Origin of the sequence: Bifidobacterium psychraerophilum, assembly GCF_000741705.1 — a bacterium.
Classification (GTDB): domain Bacteria; phylum Actinomycetota; class Actinomycetes; order Actinomycetales; family Bifidobacteriaceae; genus Bombiscardovia; species Bombiscardovia psychraerophila.
On the sequence record NZ_JGZI01000007.1, the window covers coordinates 173,527 to 191,473 of the forward strand.

Sequence of the window (17,947 nt, forward strand, 5' to 3'; positions counted from 1 at the left end):
CAATAGACGCCCACAGCAGACGGAGAGGACGAAGTCTTACGCGCCGACCCCCGTGGCGGGGACCGGCGCGGCTGCGGCCTCCACCACGGCCCGATCGATTCCCATTCGGATCATCATATTCATCGCCAGATCAAGCATGTCGACGGATTCCGGCTTCAGGAGCCATTGCGTCTGTATGCCGTCCACGAAGGCCACGAACTCCTGCGCGCAGCGTCTGGACTCATCCATGTCCTTGGAGGTCAGATCATGGATGCTGTTGCACATCAGATCGACGACGACGCGGTACCTATGTTCGAAATAGTCATGGCCGGGATGGTGGGCATCAGTTGCTTCGGCGGCTATCTTCACATAGGTCGCGACCATGCCTTTGGCCTGCGTATTGCTGCGTATCGAATCGAGCATGACCCTGATCACGGCCTGCGAACTGGCCTTGCCGAGCTGTTCCAGAGCGAATCTCGAGGTTTCCGCCTTCATATCGCGTCGACGGATGGCGGCCATCACCAGATCGTCCTTGTTGGCGAAGTACCGAAGCACTCCGGGATGGGATATGCCCGCTTCGTTCGCGATCGCACGGATCGAAACCGCGTTGGACCCGCTTTGCGCGAAGAGACTGAGCGCCGCATCGAGAATATGGTCTTTGGTGCGAGCGCCTTTGGACCCCTCTTTGGGATGGATGACGCTGCGCCTGCGGCCTGGGCCGTCCGCGGCGTGCTGCGCGGAGGCATCCTTCGTGCCTGCGCCCTTCACAGCGCCGTCCTCTCGGAGATCCGCCCGTTGATGGCCAGCGCTTGCATTGGTGCCAAGCCGCTCGGCAAGGAACTGTTCATACCTTCCGTCTTCCCTCGATATTCGAATGCCTTACTGACCTTCCCAGCATAACGAAGTCATGCAATCTCTTCGGTGTCCGGCCTCGCATCTAGCCGAGCAATGCAAGCAGATCGTCCTTGGTAAGTGCGGAAAGCGAACTCCCGGTGGCCGTCGAGGCATCATCCACAAAGCGCGCGGCCAGATCGGTTTTGGAATGCTGCAGGTTCAGGATGCGTTCCTCTATGGTGTCTTTGGCCACGACCTGGTACACATTCACATCCTGCGTCTGACCGATGCGATGCGCGCGATCCGTCGCCTGATCCTGAGCCGCCGCGTTCCACCAGGGGTCGGCGTGGACCACGACGCATGCGCCCGTGAGGTTCAGTCCGGTATTGCCCGCCTTCAAGGAGATCAGGAAAACCGGGGTCTGGTCACGATTGAACTGCTCGACCAGATCGAGCCTGCGCTTCTTCGGTGTGGCTCCGGTGATGACGTCATACTGCACACCCTGGGTGCGCAGGCGTTCGGCTATCAGATCGAGGTAACTGGTGAACTGGGAGAAGATCAGCATCTTGCGACCCGCATCACGGCAGTTCGACACCAGTTCCTCGATGGCGTCAAGTTTCGCCGAGGTCCCGGCTTTGCCCTTGGGAGGCGTCGCATCGCTGTTCGCATAGATCAGGCGAGGATCGCAGCAGACCTGTCTCAGGCGCATCAATTGGGCGAGGATCTGGATCTTACCCTGCGCGAATTCGATATCCCGCTGCTTGTTCAGGCTGGCGCGGAGCTGTTGTTCAAGGGCCGCGTAGAGTTTGCGCTGTTCCCCTTCGAGCCTCACGGTGACCACATTCTCGATTTTGTCGGGAAGATCCTTCAGGACCTGTGACTTCAACCTTCTGAGCATGAAGGGACCGACGAAAGCCTGCAGTTTACGCTGCGCATGCTCATCCTCACTGAGGATGGGCATCTCGAAACGCTCGCGGAAATGCCTGTAGCTGCCGAGGATCCCGGGCATCAGCACATCGAAGATGCTCCAGAGTTCCGACAGGCGGTTCTCGATCGGCGTGCCCGTCAGGGCATAACGGTGGCGTGCGCTTATCGCCCGGACGGCACGGGATGACAGTGTCGCATGGTTCTTGATGTATTGGGCCTCGTCCAGCACCATGGAGAAGCATTCGATACCCGTATAATCCTCAACGTCACGGCGCAGCAGGTCATATGAAGTGATCAGCACATCCGCCTCCTGGGGGCTGCGCAGCATGGCCCTGCGTTCGGCTTTGCTCCCCGCCACCACCGAAACCCTGAGATCCGGGGCGAATTTCGAACATTCTGCGGCCCAGTTGTAGACCAGCGAAGCCGGGCATACGATCAGATTCGGTCCGACCTTTCGGGATTCCTCGATCCTCCCGCACAGGAAGGAAAGCAGCTGCACGGTTTTGCCCAGACCCATCTCATCCGCGAGGATCCCGCCGAAACCTTTGTCGCATAGTGCATTCAGCCAGCGGAAGCCCTCCGTCTGATACGGCCTGAGCACCCCCTCGAAGTTCTTGGGCAACTCATAGGTCCGAGGATCGACTGCCTTCACATCCTGCAGATATGCCAGGAAACTGTCGTCCTTGTCCTCATCCTCAACCTGGCTGTCCAGATAGTAGGCTTCGAAAGCCGGCACCTGCACCGAGCCCTTGTCCACGTCGGCGACTGAAAGCCCCAGATCGGCCGATACCTCGTCCAACGCCGAAACATCCAGATCACGCACATCGACGAATGCTCCGTTGCGCAGACGATGGTAACGCTTGCGTTTGCGGTAGCTGTTCAGCAGCTCCGGAACATCCTCGGGGGCGATCTCATCGGCTATCGGGGATATCTCGACCAGACCGGATCGCACCGAAAGCCCCAGCTTGATGACCGGATGACTCACTGCGCTAAGACCATCGAAGGCAGGGGTGGAGAACACCTCACCAAGCCCTCTCAGGACCGCGAGCCCCTCATTCAGCAGCTTGTAGATGGCATCGTCATCGGATTCAGGGATCCGGGCCACATATCCATCAGGACGTGGGAAGTAATGGCGGAGGGCTTCAACGGCCAAACGCTCGCTTTCCTTGTCCCGCAAAACACCCGAGTCGGGATCCATACCGTTGAAGACATGAAAATGGTCATCTCCGTATCTCGCCTGCAGATCGCAGGTGACACCGTCGCGGTCCCGGTCCAGGAAGCTTTCGATGACGCAGGGAAGTCTGCGCAGACGTAGCAACTCCTCCGGCAATGCCGCGGGTATCCCCGATGCCGCCGAAGCGTCATGCACCGGTGGGTCACCATGCGCCGCAGGGTCATCCGGGTCGCCGCCGACCTTGGCCGCCGTCGCCTGCAATGCCGGTAGAACCGTGCGCACGAAAGCGTCGACGTCCTGCTTGCCGAGATACAAGGATTCGCCCTCGCCGCTGCCGCAGAGCACTTCCAGGAGTTTGCGGTTGCGGATGAAGGCATCGGAACAACGATAGATACGCGGGTATTCCGATCCTTCGAGCGATTTCCCTCCCGCGGGCCGCACCATGACGAAGGAGGAACGGTGTCCTTTGACGAAACGCTCGACACAGGCATCCGCATGGATGGTGAAACCCTTCACCGCGCTGCCGCCATCCCCCGCCTCGCCGACGGTCGAATCATCGCCGGCATCCGTTCGTTTGGCTTCGATGGTCAGGCCCAGGTCCGGATTGCCATCAACGACCAACGCAGGCATCGAAGCCATGAAATACTGCTCAGGCGGAGCATAATCAACCGAGATGCCGGAATCGACGTACAGATCGAGCAACTCTGCGATCTCATCCTCGGAAAGGGGCATGGCGCTTGATGCCGCTTTCCTCGTACGCCTGTATGTATTGATGTTGCGGTCGCCGACGCTTTCACGAATCTCCAAGGCCCTGTCAAGGATGTCAAGCACACCTCTGGCCCGTTCATCGAAAGCGTCACGTGTATGCACGAAGCCAAGTTTCTTGCCATAGGCTGCGTACTGCTGCCATCTGACCGCACGCACGAGTTCCTGCACGTCCTTGACCACATAATTGATGCCATGTGCGGCAACTATGATGTGCAGACGTATCTGCCACCCCTGTGCCATGCACTCGACGCTCGGACGCAGCCCGACCGTGGCGATGCCCATGCGACGGTTCGGTTGGGAGGCCACACCGGCCCCGCCGGAATCGGCAAGGCTGCCCACCTCCTTAAGTAATTCCAGCTGGCGCGCTTTGGCCCGTTGCTGCTGATCGGCGTCCTCCTGCAGCATGAATGCCTGAAGCTGCCTCGATGTACGCCGCACAGGCTCCCGTGGGCCATCGCCCTCACGCTGGTGGAAATCCTCAGGAGAGTCGTTGTAATGCATCACCAAAGCGATCACATGCTTGCACAAGGCTCCGAATCTGCCAAAGGCCGGGCACGTACACGAGGCTTCCGTGATGTCCCCCGCACTCTGATCGATTCTTGCGGAGACCTGATAATCGGAGCTGATTCCCTCGACCCCATCCACGGAAGCCGACAGCAGCAGGGTGTCATCCATCGAAGCGACGCTCACATGGTGCAGGCGTCCGCTGCTGATGACCTGATAGGCGCGAAAATATGCCGACCCTCCGCGCTTCTTCAACGTGGCGTCCGGAACCGCCTGCCATTGGCCATAGGTCACCCCGTCACCGAAGCCCTGATCATCATCGTCAGCGAGACCCAAACGGGAGTTGCCGCCAAGTCGCCCTGTTCTCGATCCATATACCGGCGAGTGCCAATCCAATGCCAAACCCTACCTTGCCCTTGATCCGATAGCACCACACGACAATACTCGGCCGACGCTAATTCTTCGGTGGATGAAACACACCGCGGGGCGCCAGACACATCCGTACCGACCTTCGCTGGGCGCACCCGCCATCACACCATGCCCGGGCGCAGGCGCCTACTGGTCTTTCGGGGACGAAGCGGAATCCACGCGCGCAGTCTCACCCGCAGGGCCACCGGTCACCGCATCCAGCAGACGGCCGCTCAGCACCGTCACCACCAGGATGGTGATCAGGGCGCCGAGCAGCAGCGCCGTCGCCTCACCGCTGGAGAAAACACCGAGCGTCTTGCCCATGGCCACAGCCCCGACCGGAACACCGAGTTGGGCCGACGTGGCCAAGGCGATGGGCCAGGGCTGGTGGCTCACGGCGAGCAGGCCGTGAGCCACCAGCGATGCCACGGCAAGGCATATACCGAGCAGTATGGCCTGCGGATCGGCGATCAGACTGTGCAGATCCAGGGAACTGCCGACCCAGACGAAGAAGATCGGCTCGAAGAAGCCTTGTGTGATGGCGAAAGTCTGATTGGCGACCCTGTGGGGTTCATGTGCCGCGGCCATAGCAAGACCCATGGCGAATCCGGCCAGCATCACAGAAACGCCCATCGAGACGGCTATGGCCGCGAGCGCGAACAACATCGTGAGGGTCATCCTCAACTCGATTGCGAGCCCACGCTCCTCACTGAGGTGATGCACGCGATGCCAGTAGCCCGTTCTGCGCGCCCACATCAGCACCATGCTAAACACCGCTGCGACCAGCAGGACGGCGGCGGCACCCAACGCGGTCACACCCGCCCGCTGCGGTTCCAGAACCAAAGGCAGAATGATGATGGACGACGCATCCGCAACCGCGAGCTGCACCAGCATTTCGATACCCGCCGGGCTGCTCACCCGTACTCCCCCGAGAGCGGGCATCACGATACTTGCCGATGAGGATGCGATAACCACCGCATAGACGGCCCCATGCCCCGTACCGAACAGGGATGCGACGAGCAGGCCAAGGGGAATCGCGAGGACGGAGACAGCGATCGCCCGCAGTATGCCCCGTGCCAGTCCCCTCACCATCGACGCCTGGCGCAGCGGTACGTGGGTGCCTGCAACGAACATCACAAGCGCGAAGCCAATCTGCGCCAGGAAGGCGAGAATCGTGTTATTCGAGTCGATGACCTGGAATCCCGAACGTCCGAGCACCATGCCGACAAGCAGTTCGCCGATGACCACAGGGATATGCACCACGCGGTTCAGACTGAGCACGGGACCGAGCATCGCAACCGCGCATAACAGCGCCAGCAATGCAAAACTCATAGATCAACCAGCACGCACGGGATATCGGTATTCTCATCATTGTGATAGCAGGCGCAAACGCGATGATATCCATCGGCGATCTGCAAAGGCCTGGCCCCATGCAGATCGCCACGAAGCAGGAGAATCGGAGAGATCTCCTCACCGGATCGAATCTTCTTCAGATCAGAGAGCACATGCGGATTATCCTCCGTCAGCAGCGGCAATCTCGCCGCACGCAGAATATCCTTGGCCTTGAAACGCTCCAACTCATTCACTTCATGCATGGCCGTAATCACGCGATCGGCCTCATCCGCATCGTCCAATAAGGTCAGATACGACCGGGCCGCGGGATAGTCATGTTCCTGCGGCATCGACTTCCACAACACCTCGACGCCCTTGGATTCCTTCTCTTGTTTAGCCATCAGTGCCCCCGTTCCGAACTGCCTTGCGCACACATCATAGTCCCGTCAGCATTCCAGGGAATATCATGCCGGGTGTGCGGATGGGCGCAAGCGGCACCATCCTCACACCCGGCATTGTCCCCTTCGCTGGCGCACGCTACAGGCGTCGCTTCAGGAAACGGCTGATGGTCACCTTGGCACCGCCAAGCGCCAGCAGCATGACCAGCAGCGACAGAGCGGCGACCCCTGCCGTCATCCGGTGAGATTCGACCGCTCCACCCGTGCCCACACTCGCCCCTGCGGCTGAAGCTCCCTGATCGCCGCCGGTGGCCGAGGCTGCACCATGAGTGCTGCCCGCATTGTTTCCCGTCGCCGCAGGTGGCTTCGGCAGGTCAACGGTCCCCGATGCCGAGCCATCGCTTTTCGAAACCAGCACGCTTGTTGCTGCGGACGCCTTGGAATCACCGATCTGATTGCTGGCAATGACGGCAACCGTGTGCTTTCCGGCACCCGTCGCGCCCAGATCGATGGTGGCGGAGGTATCCGTGAAGACGCCTCTCGCCTTGCCATCGACGAGCACCTGGTAGGAGATGATCGGGCTTCCCCCGTTATCAGGCGCATCCCAACTGATGTGAAGCACCGTCTTATCGACGCTCACCTTAGGCATGCCCGGAGTCTCGGGCACCACTGCGCCAACCGTAACGCTGTTCACGCTCTTCGCGGCTTCTGAATTCCCCACACCGTTGCTTGCCGCAACGGTCGCCGAATAGCTGGTGCCGCGCTGCTTCGCTGTGAAGGTGTAGCTCAGCTTGTCGCTTTGCGCGGTGCTGCCATCCGAAAGCACCACGGTGTAGGCGGTGATGGATGATCCACCGTCACTCTCCGGAGCCGACCAGGAAACCGTCACATCCTGGCCTTCGGCACTCATCGTCACATTGGCGGGCGAGGAAGGAGCCGTTGCCTTCGGGGTGGTGACAAGCGCTTCAATCGCCGTATTGAGCGCTTTCGCGGCCGAATTCATCTGCTCGTCCGTCGATGATGCGTCCTCATCCACCTGCTTTCCGGCGCTGATCGCATCCCGTACCGCCGACCAGCTCTCGACGGTATATGCGCTCTCATCCAATGCCGCGGCATTCGCAAGTTGGTATTCCAATTGGAGCCGGGCATCAGAGACAAGCTGGTCCGCAGCCAATGCCAAGGATCTGGTCTGCTCGTCCACATCCGACTGGCTGTCCGGCTGCGATTCGAGCATGGCGTATGAGGATTGCATCTGAGCCGCAAAGGTGGAGTAATAGATGCTGTTGTATTGCCGGGCATCATTATTGATATCCGCATACTTCTTGTACGCGGCCGCCAGTTCGGTGGTATCGACACCTGACAGGAACGTCAGGGAATCAATGTTCGAGACGTAGGGATGCCCGTCATAGGCCTCGGTCAGCAGTTGCAGATACACCGTGTGCTTCCCGGTGATCGCCGTCGGCAGATGTACGGTGGTGTTTCCCGCCGAACTCCAATTGCTGCCCGTGAACGGCAAGGCGATCGTCGTGTATGGCGTTCCAAGATCCGAGGAGGAAGACGGATCGAGGTAGACGGCGATTCGTGAATTCAAACCGTCGCGGCTGCTGTTATTGACGTAATGCACGCTGATGTCGGTTCTGGCCACATCGGAGAAATCGATATCGTCGTAGCGAAGCCAATCGCCGTTCGAAGTCCCCTTGAGGTTACGAACACCCGTCCCATCGTTCCAGCTTGACTGCTCGTCCCCCAGGGAACCGCCGCTATCCGCATTCCGTGATGCCGCTTTGACGACCAGTGACGATGCGGTGGCGCTGAAGGAGATCGTCTTCACATTCGCCACATATGGCAGACTGCTGGTCTCGGTGGTGGATACGAAGCTCGCGAAAACGGTCTGGACGCCCTTGAACACCGTAGGATCCACACTCGCGGTCGCGGTCGCATAGCTTCCCCACGAGCTACCGGTATAGGCGAGTGGGATGCTGGCCACAACAGGACCGTCCTTCGAAGCAAGATGCAGTTCGATATGGGAATCCGAAGCAGCTCTGGAGGTCGGCTTGTCATACAGCACGCTGACCTTGTCCACGCCGCTGCCGAAATCCTGCGAGTCCCATTCGACCCATGCCCCCGTGGTGAGATTCTCGAACATGCCGTTGGAGGTATTGATCGCTTTGGCGCCATCCCCTTTCGCGCTCAGATTGCTTGCCTGAAGGGTTGGATAGCTCAGCTCGTCCGAACCGAATCTGAACCAGTCGAAGTTGCCGACCCACTGCCTTGACGAAGGCTTGTGGAACACGAAGGTAACTCCTGATGCGGCTTTCAGGGCCTTGACGGCGCTGGCGTCCAAGGAGACGGTCGACGTGGTGTAATTGCCGAAACCGCTGGTCCCGGAAAGATCCACCGTTGCGATAACGGTGCCGCTCGCATCACCGGCATGCACCTCGACGGTACTGGCCTCATCCGAAGCTCCGTAACTCGTGGCGTACCGTATGGTCAGGTTCTGCGGATCCGACGACGAGGAGAAGTCCATATCCTGATAGCTGACCCATGAGCCCTCCGATACGCCTCCCAGATCACCGGCGGACTGGTAGCTTTCGTTCTTCAGATCACCACCGGACCATGAGTCGCTCTGCTCCGCCTGAAGAGTCCGGTATGGGCCGGCGACGATGGCGAGGGCCGCAGTCGCCGCGGAGAGATCATCCTGCGCCGCCGAAATATCGTCGTCGTTCAATGTGCTTGCGGACAGCGCCTGCTTGGCCGAGGCCAGAGCCGTGCTCAGTCGCTGATACGATGCCGATGAGTAATGCTTCTGTTGCAGGATTTGAACCCCATCGACCAGCGAGCTCAACTTCGCCGCTTTGAGTTTCGTCACACTCACGGTAAGAGGCAATTGCTCGGACAACCCCTTTCCGCTTACCTTGGATGCGTCGACCGATACGCCATCCACCTTCTCGAAGAGAGCGTCACCCAGGCTGAGATATGGATGCGCGCTTTGCGTCGCGGTGCCCTCAATACTCACTTCGAGGGTGGACGCCCCGGTGACCCTCGCCGTGGCGGTGAGCGTGGATGGCAGATCGTTCATTCTGATCGCGCCCTCGGCAATCGGATCGCTGCCTGCGGCACCCTGTTTCAGGGTCGCCCCTTTGAAGGTGAAGGTGTAGGTGCCCCTGACCTTGCCCTCGCCATCGGCATCCACGCTGGCCCTGTCCAGTATGGCGGACCACTGGCTTTCCGTGGTGCCGCCGTGGCTGGCGGCGTTGCTCATGGAATAGGCCGCCGCCGAATGTTCACCCCAATCGGAGGCGGTGGACTGCATACCGAAGTCGAGTGTGCCTCCACTGGTCATATCCGAATAATCCACCCAGGTGTTCGCATAGCTCTTCCCGTTCAGAGAAGCCGAAGCTATGTAGTAATTCGTGGATGACGCACCGGAGGCGTTCACCGTGAAGTTGCGCCCACTGGGATAGCTGACGCTGACGGAGTCGAAGAAGGGCGAACCGACCTGGTACTGGCTGGATCCCATGGTCACCGGGAACAGCCCGACCGCTGCGGCAACATACATCGAGGACATCGTGCCCGCATCGTTATCCATGGTGGGCAGGAAACCCTTCGGATCCAGCTTGTACACCTTCGTCTTGATCGGAGGGGTGAATTCACCGTTCGAACTTGAGTACTCATCGGTGCTGCCGGTCGCGATGTAACGGTTCCAGGACTCCCCGGCGTATATCTGACGGACCCACTTCTGTGTTTGGCTCGGCATCCCCACATAATTGAAGAGATAAGGGGTTTGGAGCTCCACTTCGTTGGCGTTGGAGTGCAGCATACCGGTGCCGTCGTCGGCACCGTCCTCACCGAACATGTGCTGCAGCGCCAGCCTGGTGGCCGTTGTGCCTCCCATGGCCTTGATCATGGCTTCCATATCGTAGGTGTCGTACCAGTTGTACTGCCATAATGTGCCCTGGTACAGATTGGCAGCCTGGAATGATTCAAGGCTGTCATTGCCCCAATTCCCACTGCTGTCCCTGGAGGAGAGCACGCTGACCGCGGTGCCGTCCTTGGCCGTCCAAGCGGAGGGTTTGTATTGCGTGGCGAATGGGTATGCGGCCTGCTTCTCATAGGTGGCCGCATCCGTGCTGTTGCCGATTGATGTGGCGATTATGGACAGCGCCCAGTCGTCATAACCAAGCTGCACGCTGCTTCCCGGATTGTCCGGGATGTATCCCCTGGCATCATTTTCGCTCGAATACGAACCCACCAGCCGTTGCAGAGCCGGGTACGCCTTGCTCACGCGCTTGAGCGAGAATCCTTTGTTCAATGCATCCGCGATGATCTCCGCCGAACGCTCCCAACGAACATTCGGCACCGACTGCATCAGTGAGGACATACTGGCCGTCGTGCTGGCCGCCTGACTGTCGGCGAAGGTATCGACCAATGATTGCGCCATATCCTTGTACATATCGGGATAGAGCATCGCGATCACACCGAATTTATGCCAATCATCCCAGGTCGCCCAACCGTCATAATGGACGGCCCCATCCGTGCTGTGGACCACACCGTCGACTCCCCGGTAGGTGCCGGAAGTGCTCGTGGCATTGGTCGGAAGGGCCATCAGACGATACAGATGCGTGTAGAAGAGCTTCTTCATCGAACCGTCCGGATCGTTCTCGGCGGATGCCGTGACCTGCACTCGCCCGAGCACGTCGTTCCAGCTGTCATACGCCTGCTGCTGGATGTCGGCGAAACTCTTCGAGGCGATTTCGGCGCTCTGATCGATTTTCGCCTGCTCGGCGCTGATAGGGGAAACCGTTACGTCCAGTCCTATGGTCTGCCCCGCACTCGGATCGAATGTCAGCACGGCACCGGTATCGGTACCTGACTGGTTGAGCGCGGAGGACAATGTGCCCGCATCGCCCCACGTGCTGAGGGTCTTTACCGCACTGCTGGTTGTCGCGTAGTAGTACATCGTGTATTTGGCACCGTTGAACTGTCCCGCGAAACTCCCTGAGATCGCCTTACGCCCGTCTGAGAGATCGCTGACGCTCAGGCTCGAGGAGATGCGTTCGGTGAAGTTGTTCTTCATGTCGAACACCAGCGATTGCGCTTGGCCGCTGGGGAAGGTGAAACGATCCAAACCCGTTCGGACCGATGCCGTCATTTTCGCTTCGATACTGCCGGTACCTGTGCTGATCGATGAATCCTGACCTGTCGTTTGGCTCAGACCGACCTGATAGTAGCCCGGCTTGGCGCTTTCATCACTGTGCGAGAAGGTGTGCGCATATGAGGAGGTGTCCGGACGCTTCGAATAGTTGACGGAGGTGGGAACCACAAGGATGTCGCCGCCACCGCCCGAACCGCCGACACCATCAAGATTCGTATGCGTGAAACCGGAAATCTTCGTATCCGAATAGTTGTACCCGCTATGCGTGCGATTCTGACTGGTCATCGGATTGACTTTGACGATGCCATGCGGGGACTGCGCGCCCGGCAGATCCTGTCCATCGTCATCCGCCGTGGAAACGAAGGGATTGACGTATTGGGACACGTCGGTGTCGCTTTGCGTCGCGGCCTGAGCGGTGCCTGCCGCAGCGATGCCTATGCCAGACACCAAGACGACACTCGCCATGAAGGCGGCCGTCCGGACGAACATGCGACGTGCCGATCTGCCCGCGCGTGCGCCCTTTCCTGTGTTCGGAACCATGAACATGAACCTTCCTGCTGATTGTGCTTTCCTCATACTGATTTCCTCTGTACGGCACTCGCCCGTGCCGAATGCCCTCATGTGAAGCGCGATGGCCGTATAGGGCCGACTCTTCATCCCGTTGCCGCCATCCGTGACGGCCACATCGCATTCATGACTGCAATGTGGCGTATATGACGGCATTCTGCAGGGATCTGCCACTTACGCGCTCAAGGCAGGTGATGACCACCAGCCTGCCCGGAGTGTTCTGCCATACCCGGCTTTCATCCTGCAATGAACTCTTGGGAAGCAACTCGCCACCTGTTACCTGATAGCTGCGTTCACCCACCTGTATGCGTGCACCCTTGGCGAGCTTGATGCTCCCCTGCTCCACATTCGTCAGATAGTTACCTGGGGCCAGACCCCCCTGAACCGAATGCATAACCACAAACACCGTTCCGTCCTTGGCCTGGTCAAGACCCACCCCGAGGTTGCGGACCAGATAGGCATCCCGGAATCCGGGAGGCACGATGACCCCGTCGACAACGCTTAACGACTGCATGCCGACATCCAAACCCACGCTGGGAACCGTGAATCGCATCCCCGATTCCTGTTGGGGCTTCATGGCGGCGACCTGCTGTTTGGTGGGCTGCTGACCGTCGTCGAGGACGACGGTGTTGCCCGCAAGATCCTTGGCGCCACCGGCTGCCGACGACATCGACCCTTGTTGCAGCAGCGCCATCAGTAGGGAAGCCACCGCAAGCGCAGCCATGAGGACGAACACCACGGCCAGAACGATCAGCCCCAGTGGACGTTTGGTGTCTGCCCCGACACGAGGCCGTTGGCTGTGGGATGCCCGCCGTCGCATACCTCGCATCTCCTCACCCTTACTGTCGTCTGCGCCTGACCACAATGACACCCGCCACCGCCAGTGCGATCAGTGCCAGAACGCTCAACGCACAGAGAGCCCAGACCCATCGTGATCCCTGATTGGCCGTGACCACCGCACCGCCCGTTTTCACGCTGGCCCCGGAGCCCTTCGTGTCCGCGTCAGCGGCGGTGCCCTTTGTCGGAGACTTCGACGCATCGCTTGAGTTGCCGCCCGTGGAAGGCTTTGTGGCCTGCGAACCACTGCCCGGTGTCGAAGCGTTCGAGCCCGGGGTGCTGCCGTTGCCGGATCCGGAGCCCCCATCATTCCCGGAACCGTTGTCGTTTCCGGAACCGTTGTCGCCGCCGGCATCGGAGCCCGACCCGACGTGCAGGTCACCGTTGTTGTCGATGGTGTAGCTTGCGGTCAACGCGGCGCTCAGATTCACACGCTGCCAGTTGCTGGATTCCACATCCGCGTTATCAAGCGGATACCCGGCTGCCAGCGCCGTCTGCTCGATGAGTTGTTTGCGCTGATTATCGCTCAGATTCGGATACTTGGTCAGCAACAGGTCTTCCGCACCCGTCGGAACCGTGAATCCCTCGCTCGCAGTGGCTGCCTTGCTCTCGGTAAGTTGGGGCAAACCGTAGGTGAGCCTCTCGGTGTATGTGGAGACCGCCTCACTCGTGCTTGAAGCGCCCGAGGAGCATGCCTCCAGAGTGCTGCCCGCCCCGGATGAGATGCACTGTCCGAGGAGCACGGTTTCCAGCTCCTGATGGGCCTCGATCAACAGGCTCCTGAACTGTGCGTCACTCCATCGGTATCCGACCATCGACTGCCCGCCCATGCGTCCGCCGATCACATCAATCGGGTAATGGAATCCAAGCACGATCCTGTTGTTCCCATACTCCGAAGCACGTTCGAGAATCTGCGGTGCCAGTTGCGGGAGCAAGGTGGCCAGAGTGGTTCCGACCTCATATCCCGCGGTCGTGTGTCCGCTGGGGAAGGAGTCGTTATGAAAGCCGTAACCGATGTTTGCGGCCTTGATGTAACCGCCGCTGGTGGTGAATCCGAGCCTGTCATAAGGTCTGGTTTCGGTGTACACGCCTTTGGCCGCATCATGCCCATCGATGCCGTTGGTGATCATCGTGTTGACCAGGGCCGAGGTCTTCGGGAGCTTGCCCGCGTTGTAGGCGTTGATGTACAGCTCACCGAGTGTGGAACCGAGACTGTCGTACATCGTGACCGCAGGCGAATTGTTCGCATCGGTGATGGCTTTGCTGATCTGCGCGTCGCTCGCCGTATTGTTGATCTCGACGAGCTTCTTGTCATTCGCCGCCGTCAATGCGCTTCCTGAGGCAAGGGTTGAATTCCCTCCCCAGATCTCCGAGTGATCGCCGAGCGCGGTGTACCCGCTGAGCATATCCACGAAGTAGTTGTTGCCATCTGAGGTGGCGGGCCATGCGTTCGAAGCATAGGTGGCGGACTGCTGGCTGTCGGTGTAGGGCAGGGACAGGTATTCGGAGGTGTAATACAGCGCAGGCATATCGAAGTAGGCATCGGAACTGCTCGAGTTGCATTGGTGGACCTCGACGGCTATCACGTTCTGTCCGGCTTTCAGCAGACTGGCCGGAACGGAGAACAACATCGACTGAGGATCCGAATTCCCGCCGTAATTCAACGGCGTCGTATTCGAGGTGACCGTGGAATCGTCGAAACCTGTCACCTGGGTACCGTTGACGTAAACCGTGGCGGTATCGTCAACGCTTAAGGAAGCGATGAGGCCACCATAGGAGTTGAGCTGATCCTGCGTCAGCGTGAAGGCCTTCCTGAAGAAATATGCAGGGACGATGCCGTCAGTGCCAAGATTCCTTTTGAGGAGGGTGTTGGCCACGAAACCGTTCCCCAGATCCTTGCCATCAGTGGCTGCGGAGCCGGTTGACTTCACACCGAAACTGCCGCTTCCGGACTTCCAACCCGCGGTATTGCTGAGGGAGGCAAGCTGGGTCCATGATGTTCTGTCCTCGGATCCCCCTGTCGGATCGCTTGCGGCGTTCTTGGCATCGGTCGTATCCCAATACTGCCAGGTATCATCCGCATTGAGGTTTGCCGATTGCCCGGACAGCGTTCCGACCAGGGTCCAATCGGCGATCTGGAATTTGTTCGTGGCGCCTTTGTCCGCCGTCACGCGAAGCTGATAGTAACGGTAGGCTGTGGTGTCCGAAATCGTAAAGGTCTTTGACAGTTTGCGCGAGGCGAAGCTCACATCGCTGCGGCTGTCCAGCTTCGTCCAGGCAGAACCTTGCGGATCGCTGACCGCGGACTCGTCATTGCTCCCCAGAACCGTCCAGTTTTTCGGATCACGTTCCTGGGAATCATTGGCCGAGGTGATGATGTACCCGATCGAGGGCGCCGCCTGGGACAAGGTGTAGATTGCATACACCGGTGAATCCGTGCTGGGAACGGATCCGCTTCCTTCATACCATTTGGTCTGAGGATTCTGATCGGCAGCATAGTCCACCGCCTCGTTCGAAGCCGAATTCGGCTGATTCGACTGGACCGTGGTCACCAGGCTCTGAACGGCCGTGGGCGCGTTCTGCTGCACTGTTGTGGCTGCATGGGCCGTGTTCGTATTCGTCGACAATGTCAAGGCGCACAGACTCGCCGTCACAAGGAATGCCGCGGCGAAACGCCGCATATGTTGTTGTGACTTATGTGAATGCCATTGCCGTGTCAAAGGGGTGTTCCCTGACGTGTGCATTACTGTTGCCCTCTCAATAAGCACGGTTCGCCACAATCCCCCAATTAGGCAGGCAAAATCCTCTTTGCCGCATGGTTCACCGCATCTTGAAGCACTTAACAGCAGAAAGAATACGATTCGGCGATTGAACGGATGCTGAACAATCGCGCGTATGAGCATGAACAACGAAGGAACTTTTGGCCATGGAACATGCGGGTGCGCACAACGGAGACACCGCGGCGGGGTGTTGGGACCTTCTGCCACCCACATGAACCGACATATCCTGCCGATGAGAGGCCGCACCTCATCCACTGCCGCCGAGCCCGCCTCTGCTGGTGCTAGCTTGAAGGAAGCATGCAAGACCGTTGCACATACGGGAGCGCACAGGCTGCCGAAGCGCGCGTCCCTCTACGAATAAGGAGCATCATCTGATGGGAGAAACAGGGCGAACCTCCAGGCGCGATGCCGCGCTGCGCCGTTGCTCATGGGCGACAGGCCCCGATGAGGCAATGAGGCAATACCACGACACGGAGTGGGGCACACCCAACCACGACAGCCGCAGCCTCTTCGAACTGCTATCGCTGGAGCTCATGCAATCAGGTCTGAGTTGGCAAACGGTTCTGCACAAACGTCCCGCATTCATCAAGGCCTTTCATAACTTTGATGTGCATACCGTCATGGATATGGACTCACACATCGACCTGCTCCTGCTTGATGCCGGCATCATCAGGAACCGACGCAAGATCCAGGCGATCATCACCAACGCCAATGCGGTGGCGCATCTGGAAGACACCGGTACGTCATTCGCCACCTACGTCTGGCAATTCGTGGATGGGAAACCCATCACCAACCATTTCCCGGACCACTCCCAATCCCCCTGCAGAACGCCGCTGTCCGACAAGATGAGCAAACGCATGAAAGAGGACGGATTCAGTTTCGTGGGACCGGTAGTGGCATATTCCTTCATGGAGGCCGCAGGCCTGGTGAACGACCACGAAACCGCCTGCTTCCGTCACCAGGAGCTATGACGGGATCGGCTCACACATCGGGAAGCACCTTTTCCCAGGATGCGATAGGCCCCGGGACCACGTTGAAGAGCGGATGCGCCTCCTCCTGCAGACCACGCATCAGCTCATATCGCGCACTGTCCCTGTTCTCCAGTTTCTTCAACAGTAATCGCCACTCATAGGCGAGCTGCTGGTCGTTGACATCGATGCGCAGGCCTTCGTCGGCCGTGCGCAGAATCTTGCCACGATCGAAATGATATCCACGACGGTCGGCTTCATCGGCAAGCGGCCCCAGATATCCGGCGACCGCCACAAGCGGATCCTTGCAGGAACGAAAGCGGTCGAGCTGGGGATGGTGCGTATACCCTTTGGTCTGGCCGGCCAGCACGGCCTGCGCCAGCAGTGATTCCCTCCAGCAGGCGACGATGCCCTTTGCATCCAGCACCTTCGGACTCAGACTCCACATTCTCATGATTCCCCTATCGGATTGATCGCTATCCGTGGATGACGCATCCGTCTTCGGGCGTGCACGCCCGAAGACGTAAACGGAGCCCTGGCCGCCGCCAGGCACCTGCATACCGCCATCCCTAAGGCTCACCATCCTATGTCCACTCGGGGCATATCGCACCGCAACGGGGAGAGTCCGGAGATCCCACCGTCGGCTCACTGGATCATCATCGCGAGCGCACGGTATTGCCTGCTGGAAGATGAGCGATGGCAACATCTCCGGCTTCTGGGATATCTCATCTCAGCCGCGATGCCCTTCCCCGGGAAACCGTGTTGATACCCTGCAGCAGCAAAAGCTAGTGTGACTTAATTCACCCTTGTGCATATTGATTGGCTCCGGCGTAAGCGGTCGACTATAGTTGTTCCCAATGTTCCTACTACCGAAGGGGGTTCGTTATGGGATTATTTGACGATGCAAAGAAGGCCGCGAAGGATGCGGGCGATAAGGTCGCCGAGGCAGCGTCCGATGTGAAGGATGCCGTTTCCGAGAAGCTCTCAGAGGCTACCGATAAAGCGTCGGACAAGGCTTCAGACAAGCTGGATGAAGCCAAAGCCAGCGGCAAGGTCGCGGGTGCGGAAGCCGAGAAGGCTGCAACCGAGGCCAAGAACGCCGCGAAGGACAAGCTTCGCTGACCTGAATCCGAAATAGCGTGCCGCCCTTGCAGGCATCGATTTGATGTATGGTCCGGGCTCGCACGAATTTCGTTCTGGCATTTGGGAAGGGGTGTCTCCGTCTACGGAGGCGCCCCTTCCGCCATTTCACGCGTGCACCACTGATGACGGCCCGTATATAGTAAGTTTCAGTCGTCCGGTCTGAACACAGAGGC

The 17,947-nt window shown here is 59.3% G+C and carries 10 protein-coding genes; 2 read left to right on the plus strand and 8 right to left on the minus strand.

What is annotated here, in order from left to right:
- Positions 1 to 36 precede the first annotated feature (36 nt).
- From BPSY_RS02305 to BPSY_RS02335, 7 genes are all read right to left on the minus strand, one after another.
- Entirely contained in the window at positions 37 to 747 is a 711-nt protein-coding gene (locus BPSY_RS02305; protein WP_033495700.1) for a TetR/AcrR family transcriptional regulator, read from the minus strand.
- Positions 748 to 916: 169 nt separating this feature from the next.
- The gene (locus BPSY_RS02310; RefSeq protein ID WP_033495833.1) at positions 917 to 4,582 is read right to left on the minus strand and encodes a DEAD/DEAH box helicase; all 3,666 of its coding nucleotides are present in this window, start codon (positions 4,580 to 4,582) and stop codon (positions 917 to 919) included.
- A 159-nt stretch (positions 4,583 to 4,741) separates the two neighbouring features.
- Positions 4,742 to 5,926, minus strand: a complete 1,185-nt coding sequence (locus BPSY_RS02315; RefSeq protein WP_051921495.1) for a cation:proton antiporter — start codon at positions 5,924 to 5,926, stop codon at positions 4,742 to 4,744.
- Positions 5,923 to 6,327 (minus strand): hypothetical protein, encoded by a 405-nt coding sequence (locus BPSY_RS02320; RefSeq protein ID WP_202961763.1) that lies wholly within the window; start codon positions 6,325 to 6,327, stop codon positions 5,923 to 5,925. Before BPSY_RS02320 ends, BPSY_RS02315 begins: the two co-directional genes overlap by 4 nt.
- Before the next feature lie 136 nt (positions 6,328 to 6,463).
- Positions 6,464 to 12,055, minus strand: a complete 5,592-nt coding sequence (locus BPSY_RS10935) for a glycoside hydrolase domain-containing protein (RefSeq protein WP_160247975.1) — start codon at positions 12,053 to 12,055, stop codon at positions 6,464 to 6,466.
- Between the two features lie 115 nt (positions 12,056 to 12,170).
- A complete protein-coding gene (locus BPSY_RS10940; protein ID WP_051921499.1) occupies positions 12,171 to 12,866 on the minus strand; it encodes a class F sortase in 696 nt (231 codons plus the stop codon).
- 19 nt (positions 12,867 to 12,885) lie between these two features.
- Positions 12,886 to 15,564, minus strand: coding sequence for an acid phosphatase (locus BPSY_RS02335; RefSeq protein WP_033495702.1), 2,679 nt, complete (start codon positions 15,562 to 15,564; stop codon positions 12,886 to 12,888).
- 473 nt (positions 15,565 to 16,037) lie between these two features.
- Here BPSY_RS02335 and BPSY_RS02340 point away from each other — a divergent pair, with 473 nt between their 5' ends.
- Positions 16,038 to 16,634: a DNA-3-methyladenine glycosylase I gene (locus BPSY_RS02340; protein WP_081884128.1), complete on the plus strand. Its 597-nt coding sequence runs from the start codon at positions 16,038 to 16,040 to the stop codon at positions 16,632 to 16,634.
- A gap of 10 nt (positions 16,635 to 16,644) precedes the next feature.
- Here BPSY_RS02340 and BPSY_RS02345 read toward each other — a convergent pair whose 3' ends face one another.
- Positions 16,645 to 17,190 (minus strand): pyrimidine dimer DNA glycosylase/endonuclease V, encoded by a 546-nt coding sequence (locus tag BPSY_RS02345; protein ID WP_238556779.1) that lies wholly within the window; start codon positions 17,188 to 17,190, stop codon positions 16,645 to 16,647.
- A 326-nt stretch (positions 17,191 to 17,516) separates the two neighbouring features.
- Between BPSY_RS02345 and BPSY_RS02350 the strand changes: the two genes are divergently transcribed.
- Positions 17,517 to 17,753 carry a hypothetical protein gene (locus BPSY_RS02350; protein ID WP_033495704.1) on the plus strand — a complete coding sequence of 79 codons (237 nt, stop codon included), beginning with the start codon at positions 17,517 to 17,519 and terminating at the stop codon, positions 17,751 to 17,753.
- Positions 17,754 to 17,947 lie beyond the last annotated feature (194 nt).